This is a genomic window from Stenotrophomonas pictorum JCM 9942 (assembly GCF_001310775.1).
GTDB classification, from domain to species: domain Bacteria; phylum Pseudomonadota; class Gammaproteobacteria; order Xanthomonadales; family Xanthomonadaceae; genus Stenotrophomonas; species Stenotrophomonas pictorum.
In genome coordinates this window covers 1-14,989 of sequence record NZ_BAZI01000035.1, presented here as the reverse complement: position 1 = coordinate 14,989, position 14,989 = coordinate 1, and the positions used below count along the sequence as shown (strand labels likewise).

Genomic DNA, 14,989 nt, shown 5'->3' with positions numbered 1-14,989 from the left:
GTTGGAGTTCACCCGAGAGGCGGACAGCGCGGACGCGGCCGTGCGCAGCGCGTTGGCCGACGTGCGCAGCGCCGTACCGTCGGCCAGGTTGATCGAGGTGGCGCCGGATCTCGTCGGGTTGACCGATGTGGCCGAGATCGTCGGCGTGTCGCGGCAGAACATGCGCAAGCTGATGCTGGCCCATCCGGGCAGCTTCCCGGCGCCGGTGCATGAAGGCAGTGCGTCGATCTGGCACCTGGCGGACGTGCTGGCCTGGTTGCAGGCCAAGGGCAGCTATTCGCTGACCAGGGACGTTCAGGAGGTGGCGCGGGTGGCCTTGCAGGTCAATGTGGCGAAAGAAGGCCGCCGGGTGTCACACTCGGCGTCCAAGGAGCTGGAAGCCTTGGTGGGATAACCGCCGTAGCTCCGCTTCATTCCTCTCTCGAACCCGCCCGAACAGGGCGGATTTTCCGTAGATGGACATCGGGCTTCGAGACGCCGCTGCGAGGAGCTTGCTTGCGCTGCTCGACCCACGCTTCCACTTCGGCCAAGTCCCACACGACGCAGCGCGGTGTCAGGTTGAAGCGGCGCGGGAACTCACCGCGGCGCTCCATTTCGTAGATCGTCGTTTCGGCCAGAGGGACGATCTGCCGCAGTTCTTGGCGGCGAATGGTGCGCCGGAAGGGAAGGGGGCTTTGCTTCGGGAACTGCGGCAGCGCCTCGTAGGCTTCCGTTCCCGGCAAGGGGAGCGCGTTGGATGTTTGCGATAGCTGTTCCACCTCGGACTCCATGAGTGCGCTGCATGGAGACATGGTGAAGTTCAGTGCCTATCGGGACAACTTGCTGCGGCGTAGAACAGCGAACTCAAGCGCTCTTGCGGTGTCTTTCGATTTCACTCGACGGCTACTGCAGCTCTTGTTCGAGCCAATGGCTCTTCTTCGGCGACGAGCTGCTTCATTGCGTTCAATTCAACGGTCTGCGCCGCCCTGCGGCGAGCCTCGACCCTTTCAGGTGCCATCTCCAACTGAAATGCGGTCTGCATGCACTCTCCCAGCACGCGCTGGAACTCTAGTTCATCGGTCCGTGCGAAAAGCACGCGTCGATGCGCGTCGTCGATCAGCATCAACCTCACAGGATTTAAGCTAAGGAGATGGCGCCAGCGGCGATCCATTGACACGAAATAGGGGATGAAGAAGGAGCCGGCCTGGCTAGCTGTGGCGATTTGCTCCATAACGCGGAGCAATGTCATGTCCCAGGCCATGCCGCGAATCTTCTGCAACATCTCAGGGGAACTGCCCATGATGGGGCCGAAGAATGGCGATCCCTGGCTAGAGGTCATGCTACTCCAGATCAGCCGCAATTCGGTAAGCGGGATCGACCCTAGTTTATGGATGCTGAAACGGAGCAATTCACGCAGGATGCGATTCTTGTCCCGTTTGCGTTCCTCATGCCAAAGTCGAGCGAACCGCAGTAGCAGCGCCTGCGCTCCAGCGCTCTTTGCTTCGTGATGATCGATATGCTCACTGGCTTGAAACTCCGCCAGGAAGGCTTCGGCATCGGGCCGGAGCAGGGCTTTCAGGTCCTCGTATGAAGCATCGAAAGCGAAGCGGCTGGGATCATCCTGAAAGGCATGCCAATTCAGGTGGTCGAGCATGCGGAAAGCGATCAGCGTATTCAGGGGGCGCTCGTTTGAGGGCTCGTTACGGGCCATGCGCGTGTTCTCGATGAGAAACGGCATCACATCGAACTGCACATGGCGGTTTCGAGCCTTCAGCATGAGAATTTCGATGACCCTATCGCGATCAGCCCGCTGAATGTTCTCGCCGGCGATGACTGCACGCAGCTTCTCTGCGAAATTCGAGTCGAAGCTGAGAGAGAAGTCGATCAGCACGTTCGACCTACCACCTGTGAGACGGGCATGGACGCTGGTTCCGGCCGACATGAAGAACGCACGCGGCCCTTCAAAAAACGAGGTCACGTAGTCGCTGGAGGACACGCTGAGCCCGAGGTCTAAGTCAACGGCACCCGAAGCATCGGTGCAGATGACAGTGCGAATGAATGCGCATTCGGCGGCGTGATTTGCCTCGATCGCATCGAGTGCATCCGCGTCACGACTGAGGAGAGCGGAGAACAGAGCGTCGGCAATGGGAATGTCGGGCATGGACCACTCTTCGGGTTGGAAATATATGCCGATAGCTTTGGGTTTTTCTCCTCGGAGTGTTCCACCTCCAGCTATACGAGAATCGCTCGTAGGTTGTCACGAATGAGACTGGCCACGTCGCTCGCAGGTAGCCTATGCAACCGCCCCAGTTCCTCGACGACGCTCGCTACATCGCTTGGCTGCGAAGGTCTATCGCCAGTGCGAGTGAAGGGGCCATCGGTTTCCGTCAGCATCCGATCTAGAGGGATAGCCTGCACCATCGGTGCGTGCCTCTCGTTGCCCAGCATTCCCGCATTGATCGAGAAGTAGCAGCCCAACTCCAACGCGCGATTCGCCTCGCTCTTTGTTCCCGTGAACCAGTGGAGAACGATTTTTCCGCGCTCGGGCGGTAGATGTGCCTCGACAAGATCGAGTACCGCCTTGGCCGATCTAATGCTGTGGACTGTGATAATTTTGTCACCGGCCTGCGCGCAGCGCTGCAACACGTGCTGGAACACTCGCTTCTGCGCATCGAGCGACTTGAAGTACCGGGGGCCGGCGTCCAACCCGACTTCGCCGATATAGCGTGTCTCCCCAAGGTATTGATCCCATAGCTCGATCTCGCTTTCACGTTCCGCGACCAATTGCGGATGCAGCCCTAGTGCCGCGCGAACATGCTTCGTGCGCTGCGCTAGTTCGTGATTGCGAGGCCAGGCGCGAGGTGTCGTCGTCACCGTCAGAGTGAACACGCCGGATGCCTCCGCGTCTTGGACCGCCGCGGCATGGTTCGGGTAGAGGTCAAGATGGCAGTGGAAGTCCACGAGCCCCGCAGTGGCGATCACGCGCGCATCCTCGTCAACTCGGTCTCGCCTCGGCACCGTCGATGAGCCGTGCGACTTCGCCGAGGCCACGCCGGTAAACATCGGCAAGCTGATCTAGGTGCGCGGCTTCATCCGCAAGCGAGCCAGGCTTGTGGATTAAGAGGTTCGCGAGCTGCGGCTTGCCTCTCAAGCGCTCGATCGCGTACTGAAACGACCTGACCTGTACTCCGGTCGCTTGGCGCGTGTCCAAGGGCTGCGCATGAAGATCGGGAACGGTGTACGTTGTCGGGTCGTATCCAGTACCCCATGCCGCCATCAACGCCGCGCGGCGGATCAGACATGGCAAGCAATAGCCACAGTGCTCAATGCCATGTCCGAGCCATCGTGCTTTGGCGGGGGATGAGCACGACAACGAATCCGTCACCAACTCTTTCAAGAGGGTTGAGTTGCGGCAAGCTGCGGCCATCTCGCCCTTCGTCTTGTCCCAGTACGGGTTTCGAACCTCTCCATCTATGTTGAGTGCGACAAGCAGGTCGTTCCACCTTGCCATGTAGTACGGGTGCGTGGTGCGGGTACTGTTTGACCCCAACCGCAGGGGGTCCAAAGGCACATTCAGCGCGATCAGCCATTCTCGGGGACGCGCAGGACGAAACGGTGCCCAAGTCCAGTGCCCGCAAACACGCCGAGTGCGAAGAACAGGAACGACCTGCCACGCGTGCTGTCCTCGGAACCAACATCCGCCACCAGGCCCTTCTTGAAGGTCATGCCTACACGCAGCCGCTCAAAAGAGGACTTTGCGTAGTGCTTTCTCAAATCAGTGAACAGCTTGCCCTGCGCGTCGCTGATTGCACCTTCACCGAAGTGACTGACCAGGAGGGGAGTGGCGTCGTCTTCCAACAGGTCGATGGCTCCGATCAAGCTATCCAGTCCACCCGAGAACAGACTGACGGAATCGAAGGGAGGAGCGATCAAACTCGGGGGCGCCGCTTGGGCGATTGCCGCGAATCGATCTGGACGTGCCCTGAAGCCGATCGTCCAGCGATCGCCCGTCAAGAAGTCCAGAGACTTCTTGAGGATAGGCGCTGCTGCGCTCCAGCGAGCCGGGTCGCTGACCGGCACGACCAACCGTATCTCGCGCGTCCACGAATCTTGGGACTGTTCAGTGCGAGAGATGCGAGTATCGGCCGCATGGACATGGGCGGCCAGTACCATCAGGTCGATGCCGATTTCCGAAGGAAACACGCCGATCTTCTTCAGACTCGTGAGCGCGCCTCCGATACCGTGGTCTAAGGATTTCTCGCCAGCGACGAGTTGCAGGTAAGTCGTCTGTTCATCGACGCCCGCCGTCACATCAAAGCGGTCGTCTGGGCCAAAGCGGCCCGCCAGGAGTTGTCGCTTCATTGATTGGCCTCTGCGTCGCCGAGGGTCTGCAAGATTGCAAATGCGGACTCGTACACAGCGTCCACGAAGCCTTGAATCCGTTCTGGAGTGAGATTGGGTGTCTCCGCCCGTGCTCGCGTCAGTGCATCGCTCACTCCGCCTCGGATGAAGTCGCGCAACTGTTGCTCGACGCGATGCGCAGCCTGCGCATCGGTTGGCATGGTTACGGCTTTGGTTCCGATGTCGTTGCAGATGCGCGCCTCGATCGCATGGGTGGCATACAGCTCGAATACCGTCTGCATTTGATCGGGGGTAAACGTGGTCAGATCGGTGAGTCCTTCGCTCGCCAGTTCAACGATGGTTTCGATGTAAGCCTCGCGGGCAATGCCTTCATCAACCGTGCCCGCACCTGGGCAGACGTAGTCGGCCAGGCCCACGAAAATCTCAGTGATCGGGCGGCCTGCCAATGATTCCAGATCCAGGGCGCGCAAGGCCTCACGCACCCCCCGCGCTTGCGCATCGGCCAAGAAGCCAAGGAGCCGCGCGCCCGCTCCCCGAGATGCACCCATGCGTTGGGCAGCTTGGCGCGAGCCCCCGGCGGACGTTGAGACGTATCTGGAGACGGCTCGGCCCAGACTGGCTCGATCGCTGCCGCCGGAGCCGGCAAATCGAGTGAAGCTGTTGCGCGCGCCAGAGAAGCGTTGCGGGTCCGCTGTCTTGGGAATAGGCGGGCGATTCGGCGGCGCCGGTGGCGCGGTGCCGTCCGCAGGCGGCTGGCCGTCAGGGCCTGCACTATCGCCCGGAGGGGCGGCAGGGCGACCACCGCCACCTGCGTCGCCCAGCCATGACGGGACGAGTGGTGTCCCGCCGCCTGGGCCACCGTAAGCTGTCGAGGTTCCCATCAGCGCCCTCCCTTCATATCCTTGAGTGCCGCTTCGGCGCTGGCTTTGAGGCCGGGATTGCCGGTGACTTTGCTCCAGTCTCCGAGCAGCTTCGTCAGGCGAGTCGCGCATTCGGTGTCTTTGATGACGCCTTGCCAGCCGCTGACGACCCAAGGCCCGCACTTGCCACTTGGCAGTGCCTCCAGGAAGTCCATCAACCGGCTCTGGAGGCCGGGCTGCGCCCTCACAAGGACGGCGAGACCATTGACACCTGCCGGTCTGGTGTCGAAAGCGCCCGTGCCCATGATCTTGCTGCGCACAGCCTCGAACACCTTCTCGGCTTCGGGTTGCACGAGTTGCTTCAATTCGGCTTCGTAGCCTTGGACGGTCATCTTGCCGCCGAACAGCTTCTCGACCACGCCAGCCAAGTGACCCAACACCGACACCGGGCCGAAGTAATCCTTCTTGTCTTTTGTCACGAACAGGTAGGGGCGCAGATCGAGTCCAGACAGCTTCGGCGAGAGGCGCGACCAGTCGCGTACCGTCTCCGACGCCTTCCACTCAGTCAACACGGCGTTGTCGGATGCAGGGGCGGGCTCGGCGGCTTTCTGCCCCTTGGGCTCACCATCTTTATCGTTAGCTATCGCAAGGCTTTTCTCCAGTGCTTCAAGGTCTTCGCACAGGCCTTGCGGATGGATTGCCGCAACGAACGCAATTTGCTCGAACAACCTTGGGATGAAGCGTTCCGCGAGCATCAACTTCGCGAGCACGGGTAGTTTGATGTCGTCGCCAAAACCGCGCGCGTTCGCGGTGCGCTCGCGCAACAACAGCGTGTTGAGGAAGCGCTTGATCTGGCGCGGGTTGCCCTTGGTTCCGCTCGCAGGATGGGGCCGATCTGGTCGCTGAGTGCAAGTGCATTGTTCGCCTTCTCGGCCTGCTTGCCGAGCGCTGTCTTGACCGTCGCGGCATCCAGACCACCGCTGGTCCAAGGCCGTTTCAGATTCTCCCGTGCCACGGCGATCAGCTTTTCATAGTCCGCGTTGTTCTCGCCGACCTCGGCGCCAGCCAGCAACAACGTCACGTAGATTCGCGTCTCGGTCTCTCCCAAGGCCGGAATGCGGAACGGAACCTGGATGAGCTTTTCGAGGTAGTTGCGGGCGTAGTCTCTCGGTCCGGTGCTGTCGGGTAGATCGGGAAAGTGCTTGCGCACCGCGTATTCGATCATCGCCTCGTCGGCTGCGACGACGAATGCCGTCTGTGCAGTGAACACGAACAGCCGGATCGCTTCGAGGGTTTCAATGGCTGTGTCGGGCAGGCAGCGATCGAGGTCGTCAATCAGGACAACGAGCTGTTTGATACCTGCATCTTTCAAAAGCTGGTCGAACGCCTTTCGGAAAGCCTCCACTTCCTCCGGCACATTCTTGGACTCACCCGGCTTCAACACGGCCTTCACCTCGTCGATGGCTGTCGAGAGGTTTTCTTTAGTGACGAGCTTGGAAGGGTCTGCCATCAACGCTTCGAGCGAGCCGACGATGGCTCCGATTTGTTCGGGCGTCGGAATGCCTGTAAATGCGGTTAGCGCCAAGCCACCGGCCCGCTTGGCGACCTTCAGCCAATCGATGCGACGGAAGACATCCTTGACGGCTACTGCCGCCTTCTTTAGGGCTGGACGTTTCTCGACCAAGCCCGTAACGATCCCCTCGATCAAGGCGATCTTCGCATCCTCGAAGCCCTGGAAGCGCCATCCATTGAACTTGAGGCACAGGACATCGTCCTGGTCAGCGAAGCCGGCCTCGATCATCTCGAGCACGCTGGACTTACCCGCACCCCAGTCGCCGTGCACGCCGATCGTCACTGGATGGTCGGGCTTAGCACGAAGCAGCTCGATGATCGTGCTGGCAATCGCCTCGTTGTTCAGCAGATCGACTTTGGTTTCGTTATCGGTCAGAATCACTCGTCTCCTCCCTGTTCATCCAGCATCGCCAGCACGTTACTCTGAGAGCGCAATAGTGCGGCCGTGCCTGCTCCGACGCAGCGGCGCAGCCGATCATCGTCCAGGTTCTCCAGGCCGTCCGCGTTGTGGACACCGATGGACAACAGTGCCAGGCATTGGCCCCGCGTCAGCCGCACCGAGACTCTCGTGAGGAGCAGGGCGGTGGAGGGCAACCCGAATTCGAGCCGCTGAAGAATCTCGTCCAAGCTCTTGAGGAAATCGGGCTGATCGGGGAAGAGTGCCGCGAGAATCTGATGCGCGGAGCGCAAGTGAAAGCGCGTCGCATCGGCGATGCCGATGATGTTGCCGTATCCGATGGCACCGCCAAATGGGGTCGTGGAGTAGTGCTTCTCCAGTACGTCAACGGGCGTTCCCTCAATCCAGTCATACAGCAGCGCAGCTCGCTTGCAGCGAGCCCAGAACTCGATCTGGTCGCGGCAATACCGTTGCAGCATTTGAGGCATTTGATGCCCGAAGCGCTGCGCTACCTCGCCAGCGCGCACACTCTCTGACTGGCCTTTCTTCATGACCGGCGTGTAGATGGCGTCCAGTTCATCCAACACCTGCACCATTGCCAAGATGTGACTGGGCGGCGTCTGCGCCACATTCAGGCGTCCCATCAACTCGACTAGGCGCAAGCTCGACTCGAATGACAAGGACGAAGAACCGCAGGCACGGCCAAGCAGCGTCAAGTGAATGAGATTGCCTTCGCGCTCGGCTAGTCCCGCCTGCAGGAGGCGATCGACCAGCGTGGTCACGTCTCGCTCCACCATCGCGACCCATTGCGGATTCGCACGCGACGCCGAATATCCTCCGAACGTATTGACCAGCAACCCCGGGATCTCATCGGCGCGAACGCCGCGCACTTGACTAAGCAGGCGCAATGCCCATGTCGGCAGGTCGCGCTGCTGGAAGGAGGACTTCACGTCCTCGGGTACGCCGAGCACGTAGCGCTGAAAAAGCTGCGCACGTTCCATCGGCGTATTCGCCAAGATGATTGCCTTGCCAGTCTCGTTGAAGCCCAGCCGGCCGGCACGACCCGCCATGTTCTTGTACTCGGCCACGGTGAACTGTCGGCCATCTTCACCGACGAATTCGTTCTCGGCGAGCACGACCGTCGATGCCGGGGTGTTGATGCCGGCCGCCAAGGTCGTCGTGGCGACAAGTGCGTGAATACCACCCGTGGCGCTGCGATACCCCTTCTCGACCGCCTCGCGCTCTGCGCGCAGCAAGTTGGTGTTGTGAAAAGCGGTGCCGCCGGCTAGGCATTCCCGCAAGTCCTGTGAGGCGCCGGTCAGGTCCTGGGTCGGCAGAACGTCGAGGATGGCGGTAGCCGGTGGCAGACCCAGTTCCTTGGCAAGGTACTTCGCGCAACCTTGGGCCGGACCGCGCATGTTACGGAAGATCAACAGCTTCTCGCCCTGTCCCACCAGTTGTTGTGCCAGAGGCACGATCACGTCCTGGGAACTGGGCTTGTCCCGGCGTTGCACGATGCGGTGTGAAGGCAGCAAGGCCTCGGTCTTCGTGCTCCCATCGGTATCGATGTGCTGGAATGTACCGCGCCGGTCGAGCACGCCTTCGACCAGCGGCACAGGCCGCTCGCGCGACAGTAGGAGAGGAACGCCGAGCCAGCGGTCAAAGCTGTTCAGATTGCCGATGACCGCCGAGAGGATTACGAGCTGTGGCTCGATGCCTCGTTGGCGCGCCCGCAAGAGCAGCGAGAAGATCAGTTCAACCGTGATGCCGCGCTGCGGGTCGGTGATGAACTGCCCTTCGTCCAGCACGACGAGACCGAGTTGATTCAGAAGGCGAGGGGAGCCGAGTGCGAGGTTGAGGAAGGTTTCGTAGGTGAAGAATCCCAAGTCGTAGCGTCCGGCCAGGACGGGTCCGATGCCATCGGTAGCGTCTCCGCTGCAACGGGCCACACGCAAACCGGCGGCCGCATAACGCTCGGTGAACTCCTCGAACTTTTCGTTGACCAGTGCGCGGTAGGGTAATAGGAACGCCGCCTTCTTGCCGGAGGTGACGGCTTGAATCGCCGCCACTTCGCCGATCAATGTCTTGCCGGAGCTTGTGGGCGCGACGACCAAGAGAGAGTTGCCACCGAGCACGCCGAACTCGTTGACCGCCCTGAGTTGCAACGCGTTGAGGCCTTGCGGGAAATCCGCTGCCCACTTCTCGACAATCTCTGGAGGGAAGCCGTGGGCAGAAAACTCCGCGAACGGTCCCGACATCTGCTGCACGGCTCTTGCGGGGAAGGCCGCGGCGTAGTTGTCGCCGCGCTTGAGCGTCGGGAACGTCAGTCCACCCCGCACGCTGCCCAGGAACACGGGCGTTTGCGTGACGCTGATGCGCTCCGCTTCGACGCGCGCGAGCCGGATGATCTCTCCTGCGATCTCAGGAAAGCTGACTGATTCGCCTGCTGCGCCAGTCAAGGCCTCGATCACGGCGTGGGTGAGCAGCCCGTGCCCGGTGCCCGGTTGTTCCCATGCTGATTCGTTGGTTGCGCAGGCGGCTAGGAGGATGCGCCCCTCTCCGTAGATGCCGGTGAGCGCGAATGCATTGCGTGGACGCGCTGCTGTCTCCAGCACGCGCGCGGGCGCCTGGCCGCTGAAACAGCAATCGAGAATGCACAGGACCGCGCGGGCCTTCGTCGTCTTGAAGGTATCCGCCAAGCCAGCCATCGACAAGGCTGTTCCTGCGAGGTCGCTGGCGTCCGTGTCGAACAACACCAGATTGCCGTCTGGAGAACCATGCCCAGCGAACGCGATGACCACCACGTCATCCGCGCTCGCGGCGGCCAAGGTGCCGAGCATGGAATCCGAAACTTCCGCGTGTGTCGCGGCTTCGTCCACCAGTAGACGGGCACTCAGACCTTCGACCGTGTCGGTGAACAATGCCCACAACGCAGTGGCGTCACGGCGCGCTCCGCTCAATTCGGGTATGGAGCTATCGAGGTGCTTGTTGATGCCTACGAAGATTGCTTTGATCGCCATGTGCACCCCTTATTCGATCCGCGCAAGGAGTTGTTCGATTACGTCGCTGGCCTGCCGCTGCCGCAACGCCCGCGCTTCGCGCTGCTCAGATTCATCGCCTTCGCCCAGCTCGAATTTGGCAACCGACACCGGGCCATCCTTGCGATAGCCCTCGGTCTTATCGTCGCTCGTGAAACGGCTGCGCAGGATCGTCAGCGCAGCCTCGATGACGGCGCCATGTTTGCCACTTCGCTCGTTATGGAAGGCTTCGGCTACAGCGTCCATGCCTTCGGGTGCGTGCTCGATGCAATAAATCAGATCGTGCGCATCCTTGCGCTCGAAACGCTGGTCGAACGCGAAGGACTTCAAGCAGGTGAAGCTGACAAGGCTGGCATGCTTGATCTTCTCGGTAGCGACGCCGTTGCCACCCAGCAACTCGGCCTGGATTTCGGTGATCTGGTGCAGGTCGAAGACGATGGACGAATGCGGTATGTTCAAGGCTGAGATCGTGCCTTCGGTCGGCAGCGGTTGCACCTTGCCGCCGGCGATGTCCGGCGCGTCCGCGAGCAGTTCCAGCACCATCAGCGCGCCATGTTCGGTGCGGGTCTGCCAACGCCACGAGAGCTTCTTCCCCACGTCGTTTTCGGCGCGTTCGAAGCCCATCTTTTTGAGGTTGTCCTCCAGCGTGTGATACGCCTCGGTGTCGGCCAGGATCTGCAGGTCGATTACGATGTCAACGTCCAGCGTGCCTGCGTGCGCCGGCACCACAGGCGGTCGCGCGGCGACGAGATACCGCGGCGTGAGCCCGCCGACCAGGTAGACCGAATCCTTCCACGGCCCGAGACCGCGCAGCAGCGTTACAAGGACACGCTCGCAGTCCGCCGTGTATTGGTCGCTGTAGCCGTCGAACGTTGCAGGCTTGGCCATCAGAAGCCGATCCTTTCCTTGCGGAAGTGTCCGGCCATTTCCTTGGAGCGGCCTTCGCCGCGCAACAGGTCGAGATAGATTTGAATGGGGCTCGCCAGCCACAGGCCATCGACCTTCTCGCGAAACAGCAGTTCTCCCGGCGACTTGGCCTCGATGACGGCCAAGTTGGCGCCTTCGTTGACGACGCGCGCATCGAGGTCGCCGATCGAGGCATCGGCGCTCGCACCGATTAGCACCCGCATACGAACCTGGGAGACGCTGGAAAGGAATGGTGCATAGCGCTGCGCGGCGGCCTCGTGGCTGACTGCGTACTGGACGTCGTGCGCGTCGAAGACTTGGCCGATTTGCGCCATCAGCGTATCGGCCTTCGCGCCTGGCACGTAGTACCGGCGCAGGGTCGGCTGACGGATAGTTGCAAGTTCCTTGGCCCATGCGTCCAGCAAGGCTGCCGGCTCCCGTAGGTAGCGCTCCTTGCTCGGACCCTGCCCACGCGCTTCCAGCCAGTCAAAGCGTTCCAACTCGGTCAGCACTTGCGAGGCGGTGGCGGGCGACACCATGGCTTGCTGTGCCAACTCGGTGACGCCGAACCAGCTTTGATGCTGGACCAACAGGGCGTGAAGCACTTGGGCGCGCCGTCCGGTAAACAGCGTGCGCACCGACTTCGCCAGGGCCTTGGGTGGCGGTTTGTCGATATAGAGGTATGCACCTGGCGCAGGCAAGTACAGGCTACCGCCGCTGTCGTAGTAGCCGACGCGCTCACTTCGGAGTAGTTCCTTCGCGCCTGGGGAGATGGATTCGGCGACGAGGAACGACAAAGGCTTTTCCCCGTGCCCAGCAGGCCTCTCGTGGCTCGCCGCCCGAAGCTGCCAGATCACCTGGCGCACATCTCGGGGAAAGACGGCCTTCTTGGCTTCAAGCAGTAGGACGAAGGACTTGCCGGCGACGTGCAGATCGACCTGAGCATCGTACCCACGGTCATCGTGCGTGCCGACGGGTTCCCAATGGTCGAAGTCGGCCTCCACCTCCGGAAGCTCCCGCAGGGCGTCAAGGAAGCGCGCAATCAACTGTTGTTCGGTCAGGCTGGACTCAAACATGCGGGCAGTGGTGGCTCGTTTGCTGTTCAGTAAATATGGGTACCTTACCGAATATTCGGCCAAATGGCAATTTTTACTGCGCAGTGAAGAATGGCTCCTGCCGGGGCTCGACTAAGCCCCTGTCGCGCGTTCTGGCGTTTCGCCGTCGGGTTCGCGGGCTGTCCCCACGCCTCGTGCCGAGTCGCGGCCATCCGGCTTTGATCCTTGGCGCCTCCGCCCTGGCGGGCCTGCGCGCTCCGCTTGCCAAGGGCCGGGGTGCGAGGGAGTGGGGCGGTCTTGCTGTTCCCTTCACCGTATCACGCGTTCTCGCCGTCAAGGGCGGCGCGCGCTTGTGCGCGCTTGCGTCCTGGCGGCCGTCTGCGACCCCTGACTGCTTGCGCTGCGCCGTGCTGGCCACGGTTCCGGGCAATTCCGCCCGAGCAACCGGAGCGCGATCATGTCGCAACTGTCCTTTTCCTCGTTCGATGCCTCGCTGATGGTGCGCGATGCACAAGGCCGCTACCTGCTGGCGACGGCAGACCAGATTCTGGAGGCCGCGCGCCAGGCCATCGAGCACAAGATGCAGCGCGGTACCTCGTTCAGTTCGCCGGCGGCAGTCAAGGAGTACCTGCGCGCCAAGCTGGCTGGCTTCGAGCACGAAGTGTTCGCGGTGCTGTTCCTCGATACGCAGCATCGCCTGATCGAGTACGCGGAGATGTTCCGCGGCACCATCGACAGCGCATCGGTGTATCCGCGCGAGTTGGTCAAGGAGGCGCTGCGGCTCAATGCGGCGGCGGTCATCGTTTCGCACAACCACCCGAGCGGAAATCCCGAGCCGAGCGGCGCCGACAAGGTGTTGACCCAGCGACTCAAGGAGGCGCTGGCGTTGGTGGATGTCCGCACGCTGGATCACATCGTCGTGGCGGGCGGCAGCACCATGTCCTTCGCCGAACGCGGCCTGATCTGACCGAGGGGGCTTCGGCCCCCTTTTTGCTGCGCCTGGTGGCGCGACTCCGGCCCTCGCGGGCCTGCGCGTGCTGCGCACTTGTCAAAAACTGGGGTGCGCGGAGGTGTGAGGGAGGCGGTCTTGCTGTTCCCTTCATCGTGCCACGGCGTGCTCGCCGTCAAGGGCTGCGCGCCGATGGCGCTTGCGGCCTGGCGGCCGTCGTTGACCCCTGACTGCTTGCGCTGCGCCGTGCCCCGGAAGGGTCGGGCAATTCCGCCCGGCATCCTTTCAGGAGTTCACCATGAACAACGCACTCATCACTGACGAGCAGCGCATCGTGCTGCTGGCCAACGGCCGCGCATCCTTGGAGAACGCGGACTTCGATCCGGCGCCCGTGGTCAAGCTGTTCACGCCGGACGCCGGCGCGACCTGGCTGCTGACCGAGATTGATCCCGACGACCACGACCGCGCCTTCGGTCTTTGCGACCCGGGCCTGGGAGAGCCGGAAATCGGCTGGGTCAGCCTGGGCGAGCTGGCGACGGTGCGCGGCTGGCTGGGCCTGCGATCGAGCGTGACCTGTCGTTCCGCGCCGAGAAGCGGTTGAGCGCCTATGCGCGCGATGCGCGGCTGGCCGGGCGGATCGCTGTCTGACCTGGCCCTTGGAGCGCCGCAAGGCGCTCCTATCCACTAGCTTAGCTCAATGCGGCTTCTTCTCGCCAGAGCGCAAGGTCAAGACTCGCATACCGCTCGCGGTGACGGCCACAGTGTGCTCAAACTGAGCGGACAGTTGCCCGTCGCACGTGACGACCGTCCAGCCATCGTCTTCCGTCCGAACGGCCCGCCGGCCTTGATTCACCATAGGCTCTATGGTGAACACCATGCCTTCGCGCAATACCAAGCCGGTTCGTGGCTTGCCCCAGTGCAGCACCTGGGGCTCCTCGTGCATTTCACGGCCGATGCCGTGGCCGCAATACTCTCTGACCACCGAATATCCATTCCTGCGGGCGTGCCGCTCGATGGCATGCCCCACGTCACCGAGCGTGGCACCTGGGCGGACGGCTTGAATGCCTTTCCACATCGCCTCATAGGCCGTCTGCACGAGCCGCCTGGCCGGTAGCGCCACCTCGCCCACCAGATAGGTCTTGCTGGAATCGGCGATGTAGCCATTCTTCTCCAGCGTGATGTCGAAGTTCACGATGTCCCCATCTTGCAGGATGTCCGCAGCGGAAGGCACACCGTGGCAGACCACGTTGTTGCGGGAGGCGTTGAGCGCATAGGCGTAGCCGTACTGGCCTTTGCTGGCTGGACGTGCATTGAGTTCATGGACGATGAGGCCATCTACCAGATCGTTGATCTGCATGGTGGACATGCCGATCAGATCCAACCGATCGAGATGGCCGAACACCTGCGCCAACAACTGGCCCGAATCTGCCAGAAGCGCGATTTCTTCCGGTCGCTTGGTCATGCCGATCCCATCTTGACAGGTTGTGCCACAACGCCTGCGGCCCGCAGTTCACGAGCAACGATCTCGTTGAAGCTCTGCGTCGGATTCATTTCGCACAGTATGCCGATCTTGATCCAGAAGGCCGCCTGCGCGTTGATCGACCGACACGACACGGCGCTTGCTTTGCGCAGTTGATCGTGCAGATCGTCGTCGATGTTCACTATGCCCATGAGCTTTGGTTTATATGAAACATATATGAATCATATGTTCACCCTGCTGGTGGCGCAAGTGACCTTCTGACGCGATCTGAGGCCGATGGCCTAGAAGTCCGGGCGTCCCCGGCCAAGAAACATGGCCGGTCGCGCTGTCGTGCGCGTGGCGCATCGAGCCGCCTGCGGCGTCTCGCCCCTGACGGGCTTCCATCGTCCCC

General features: G+C 61.9%; 15 protein-coding genes and 1 pseudogene. 3 read left to right on the top strand and 13 right to left on the bottom strand.

Translation table 11 applies throughout. The features are described from left to right. A partial coding sequence (locus JCM9942_RS03775; protein WP_054657735.1) for a helix-turn-helix transcriptional regulator occupies window positions 1-394 on the top strand: 394 nt, incomplete at its 5' end. Between the two features lie 16 nt (window positions 395-410). Here the strand turns inward: JCM9942_RS03775 and JCM9942_RS03770 are convergent. The 11 genes from JCM9942_RS03770 to JCM9942_RS19930 form a co-directional block, all read right to left on the bottom strand. Beyond that, complete coding sequence (locus JCM9942_RS03770; RefSeq protein WP_016448860.1) at window positions 411-770, bottom strand: helix-turn-helix transcriptional regulator; 360 nt, start codon at window positions 768-770, stop codon at window positions 411-413. A 101-nt stretch (window positions 771-871) separates the two neighbouring features. Continuing rightward, on the bottom strand, window positions 872-2,140 hold the full coding sequence (locus JCM9942_RS03765) for a hypothetical protein (protein ID WP_016448859.1): 1,269 nt from the start codon (window positions 2,138-2,140) through the stop codon (window positions 872-874). A 71-nt stretch (window positions 2,141-2,211) separates the two neighbouring features. Next, on the bottom strand, window positions 2,212-2,961 hold the full coding sequence (qatD, locus tag JCM9942_RS03760) for a Qat anti-phage system TatD family nuclease QatD (RefSeq protein ID WP_016448858.1): 750 nt from the start codon (window positions 2,959-2,961) through the stop codon (window positions 2,212-2,214). Window positions 2,962-2,974: 13 nt separating this feature from the next. After that, a complete protein-coding gene (locus JCM9942_RS19955; RefSeq protein ID WP_256202288.1) occupies window positions 2,975-3,544 on the bottom strand; it encodes a hypothetical protein in 570 nt (189 codons plus the stop codon). A 17-nt stretch (window positions 3,545-3,561) separates the two neighbouring features. Next, window positions 3,562-4,341, bottom strand: a complete 780-nt coding sequence (locus JCM9942_RS19950; RefSeq protein WP_256202287.1) for a hypothetical protein — start codon at window positions 4,339-4,341, stop codon at window positions 3,562-3,564. Continuing rightward, the gene (qatB, locus tag JCM9942_RS20435; RefSeq protein ID WP_054657733.1) at window positions 4,338-5,222 is read right to left on the bottom strand and encodes a Qat anti-phage system associated protein QatB; all 885 of its coding nucleotides are present in this window, start codon (window positions 5,220-5,222) and stop codon (window positions 4,338-4,340) included. The genes JCM9942_RS19950 and qatB overlap by 4 nt, the downstream gene beginning before the upstream one ends. Continuing rightward, complete coding sequence (locus tag JCM9942_RS19940) at window positions 5,222-6,025, bottom strand: hypothetical protein (RefSeq protein ID WP_256202286.1); 804 nt, start codon at window positions 6,023-6,025, stop codon at window positions 5,222-5,224. Before JCM9942_RS19940 ends, qatB begins: the two co-directional genes overlap by 1 nt. Beyond that, complete coding sequence (gene qatA / locus JCM9942_RS19935) at window positions 5,956-7,155, bottom strand: Qat anti-phage system ATPase QatA (RefSeq protein ID WP_256202285.1); 1,200 nt, start codon at window positions 7,153-7,155, stop codon at window positions 5,956-5,958. The genes JCM9942_RS19940 and qatA overlap by 70 nt, the downstream gene beginning before the upstream one ends. Then, window positions 7,152-10,190 (bottom strand): DEAD/DEAH box helicase, encoded by a 3,039-nt coding sequence (locus JCM9942_RS03740; RefSeq protein ID WP_054657731.1) that lies wholly within the window; start codon window positions 10,188-10,190, stop codon window positions 7,152-7,154. The genes qatA and JCM9942_RS03740 overlap by 4 nt, the downstream gene beginning before the upstream one ends. Before the next feature lie 9 nt (window positions 10,191-10,199). Next, window positions 10,200-11,096, bottom strand: a complete 897-nt coding sequence (locus JCM9942_RS03735; RefSeq protein WP_016448853.1) for a hypothetical protein — start codon at window positions 11,094-11,096, stop codon at window positions 10,200-10,202. Further along, window positions 11,096-12,190 carry a hypothetical protein gene (locus JCM9942_RS19930; protein ID WP_016448852.1) on the bottom strand — a complete coding sequence of 365 codons (1,095 nt, stop codon included), beginning with the start codon at window positions 12,188-12,190 and terminating at the stop codon, window positions 11,096-11,098. Before JCM9942_RS19930 ends, JCM9942_RS03735 begins: the two co-directional genes overlap by 1 nt. 436 nt (window positions 12,191-12,626) lie before the next feature. On the opposite strand from JCM9942_RS19930, the gene radC reads away from it, so the two are divergent. Together radC and JCM9942_RS03720 are read left to right on the top strand one after the other, a co-directional pair. After that, the gene (gene radC / locus JCM9942_RS03725) at window positions 12,627-13,136 is read left to right on the top strand and encodes a RadC family protein (protein WP_016448851.1); all 510 of its coding nucleotides are present in this window, start codon (window positions 12,627-12,629) and stop codon (window positions 13,134-13,136) included. A gap of 280 nt (window positions 13,137-13,416) precedes the next feature. Then, window positions 13,417-13,766: pseudogene (locus JCM9942_RS03720) on the top strand (DUF2958 domain-containing protein). A 46-nt stretch (window positions 13,767-13,812) separates the two neighbouring features. On the opposite strand, the gene map reads toward JCM9942_RS03720, so the two are convergent. Together map and JCM9942_RS03710 are read right to left on the bottom strand one after the other, a co-directional pair. Then, window positions 13,813-14,580, bottom strand: a complete 768-nt coding sequence (gene map, locus JCM9942_RS03715) for a type I methionyl aminopeptidase (RefSeq protein WP_054657729.1) — start codon at window positions 14,578-14,580, stop codon at window positions 13,813-13,815. Beyond that, entirely contained in the window at window positions 14,577-14,789 is a 213-nt protein-coding gene (locus tag JCM9942_RS03710; RefSeq protein WP_016448848.1) for a ParD-like family protein, read from the bottom strand. The genes map and JCM9942_RS03710 overlap by 4 nt, the downstream gene beginning before the upstream one ends. Between the last annotated feature and the right edge of the window lie 200 nt (window positions 14,790-14,989).

Excerpts from the sequence above, each read along its gene's own strand:
- JCM9942_RS03770 (WP_016448860.1), bottom strand. The coding sequence starts at position 770 with ATGGAGTCCGAGGTGGAACAGCTATCGCAAACATCCAACGCGCTCCCC.
- JCM9942_RS03765 (WP_016448859.1), bottom strand. The coding sequence starts at position 2,140 with ATGCCCGACATTCCCATTGCCGACGCTCTGTTCTCCGCTCTCCTCAGT.
- JCM9942_RS19950 (WP_256202287.1), bottom strand. The coding sequence starts at position 4,341 with ATGAAGCGACAACTCCTGGCGGGCCGCTTTGGCCCAGACGACCGCTTT.
- qatB (WP_054657733.1), bottom strand. The coding sequence starts at position 5,222 with ATGGGAACCTCGACAGCTTACGGTGGCCCAGGCGGCGGGACACCACTC.
- JCM9942_RS03740 (WP_054657731.1), bottom strand. The coding sequence starts at position 10,190 with ATGGCGATCAAAGCAATCTTCGTAGGCATCAACAAGCACCTCGATAGC.
- JCM9942_RS03735 (WP_016448853.1), bottom strand. The coding sequence starts at position 11,096 with ATGGCCAAGCCTGCAACGTTCGACGGCTACAGCGACCAATACACGGCG.
- JCM9942_RS19930 (WP_016448852.1), bottom strand. The coding sequence starts at position 12,190 with ATGTTTGAGTCCAGCCTGACCGAACAACAGTTGATTGCGCGCTTCCTT.
- radC (WP_016448851.1), top strand. The coding sequence starts at position 12,627 with ATGTCGCAACTGTCCTTTTCCTCGTTCGATGCCTCGCTGATGGTGCGC.
- map (WP_054657729.1), bottom strand. The coding sequence starts at position 14,580 with ATGACCAAGCGACCGGAAGAAATCGCGCTTCTGGCAGATTCGGGCCAG.
- JCM9942_RS03710 (WP_016448848.1), bottom strand. The coding sequence starts at position 14,789 with ATGGGCATAGTGAACATCGACGACGATCTGCACGATCAACTGCGCAAA.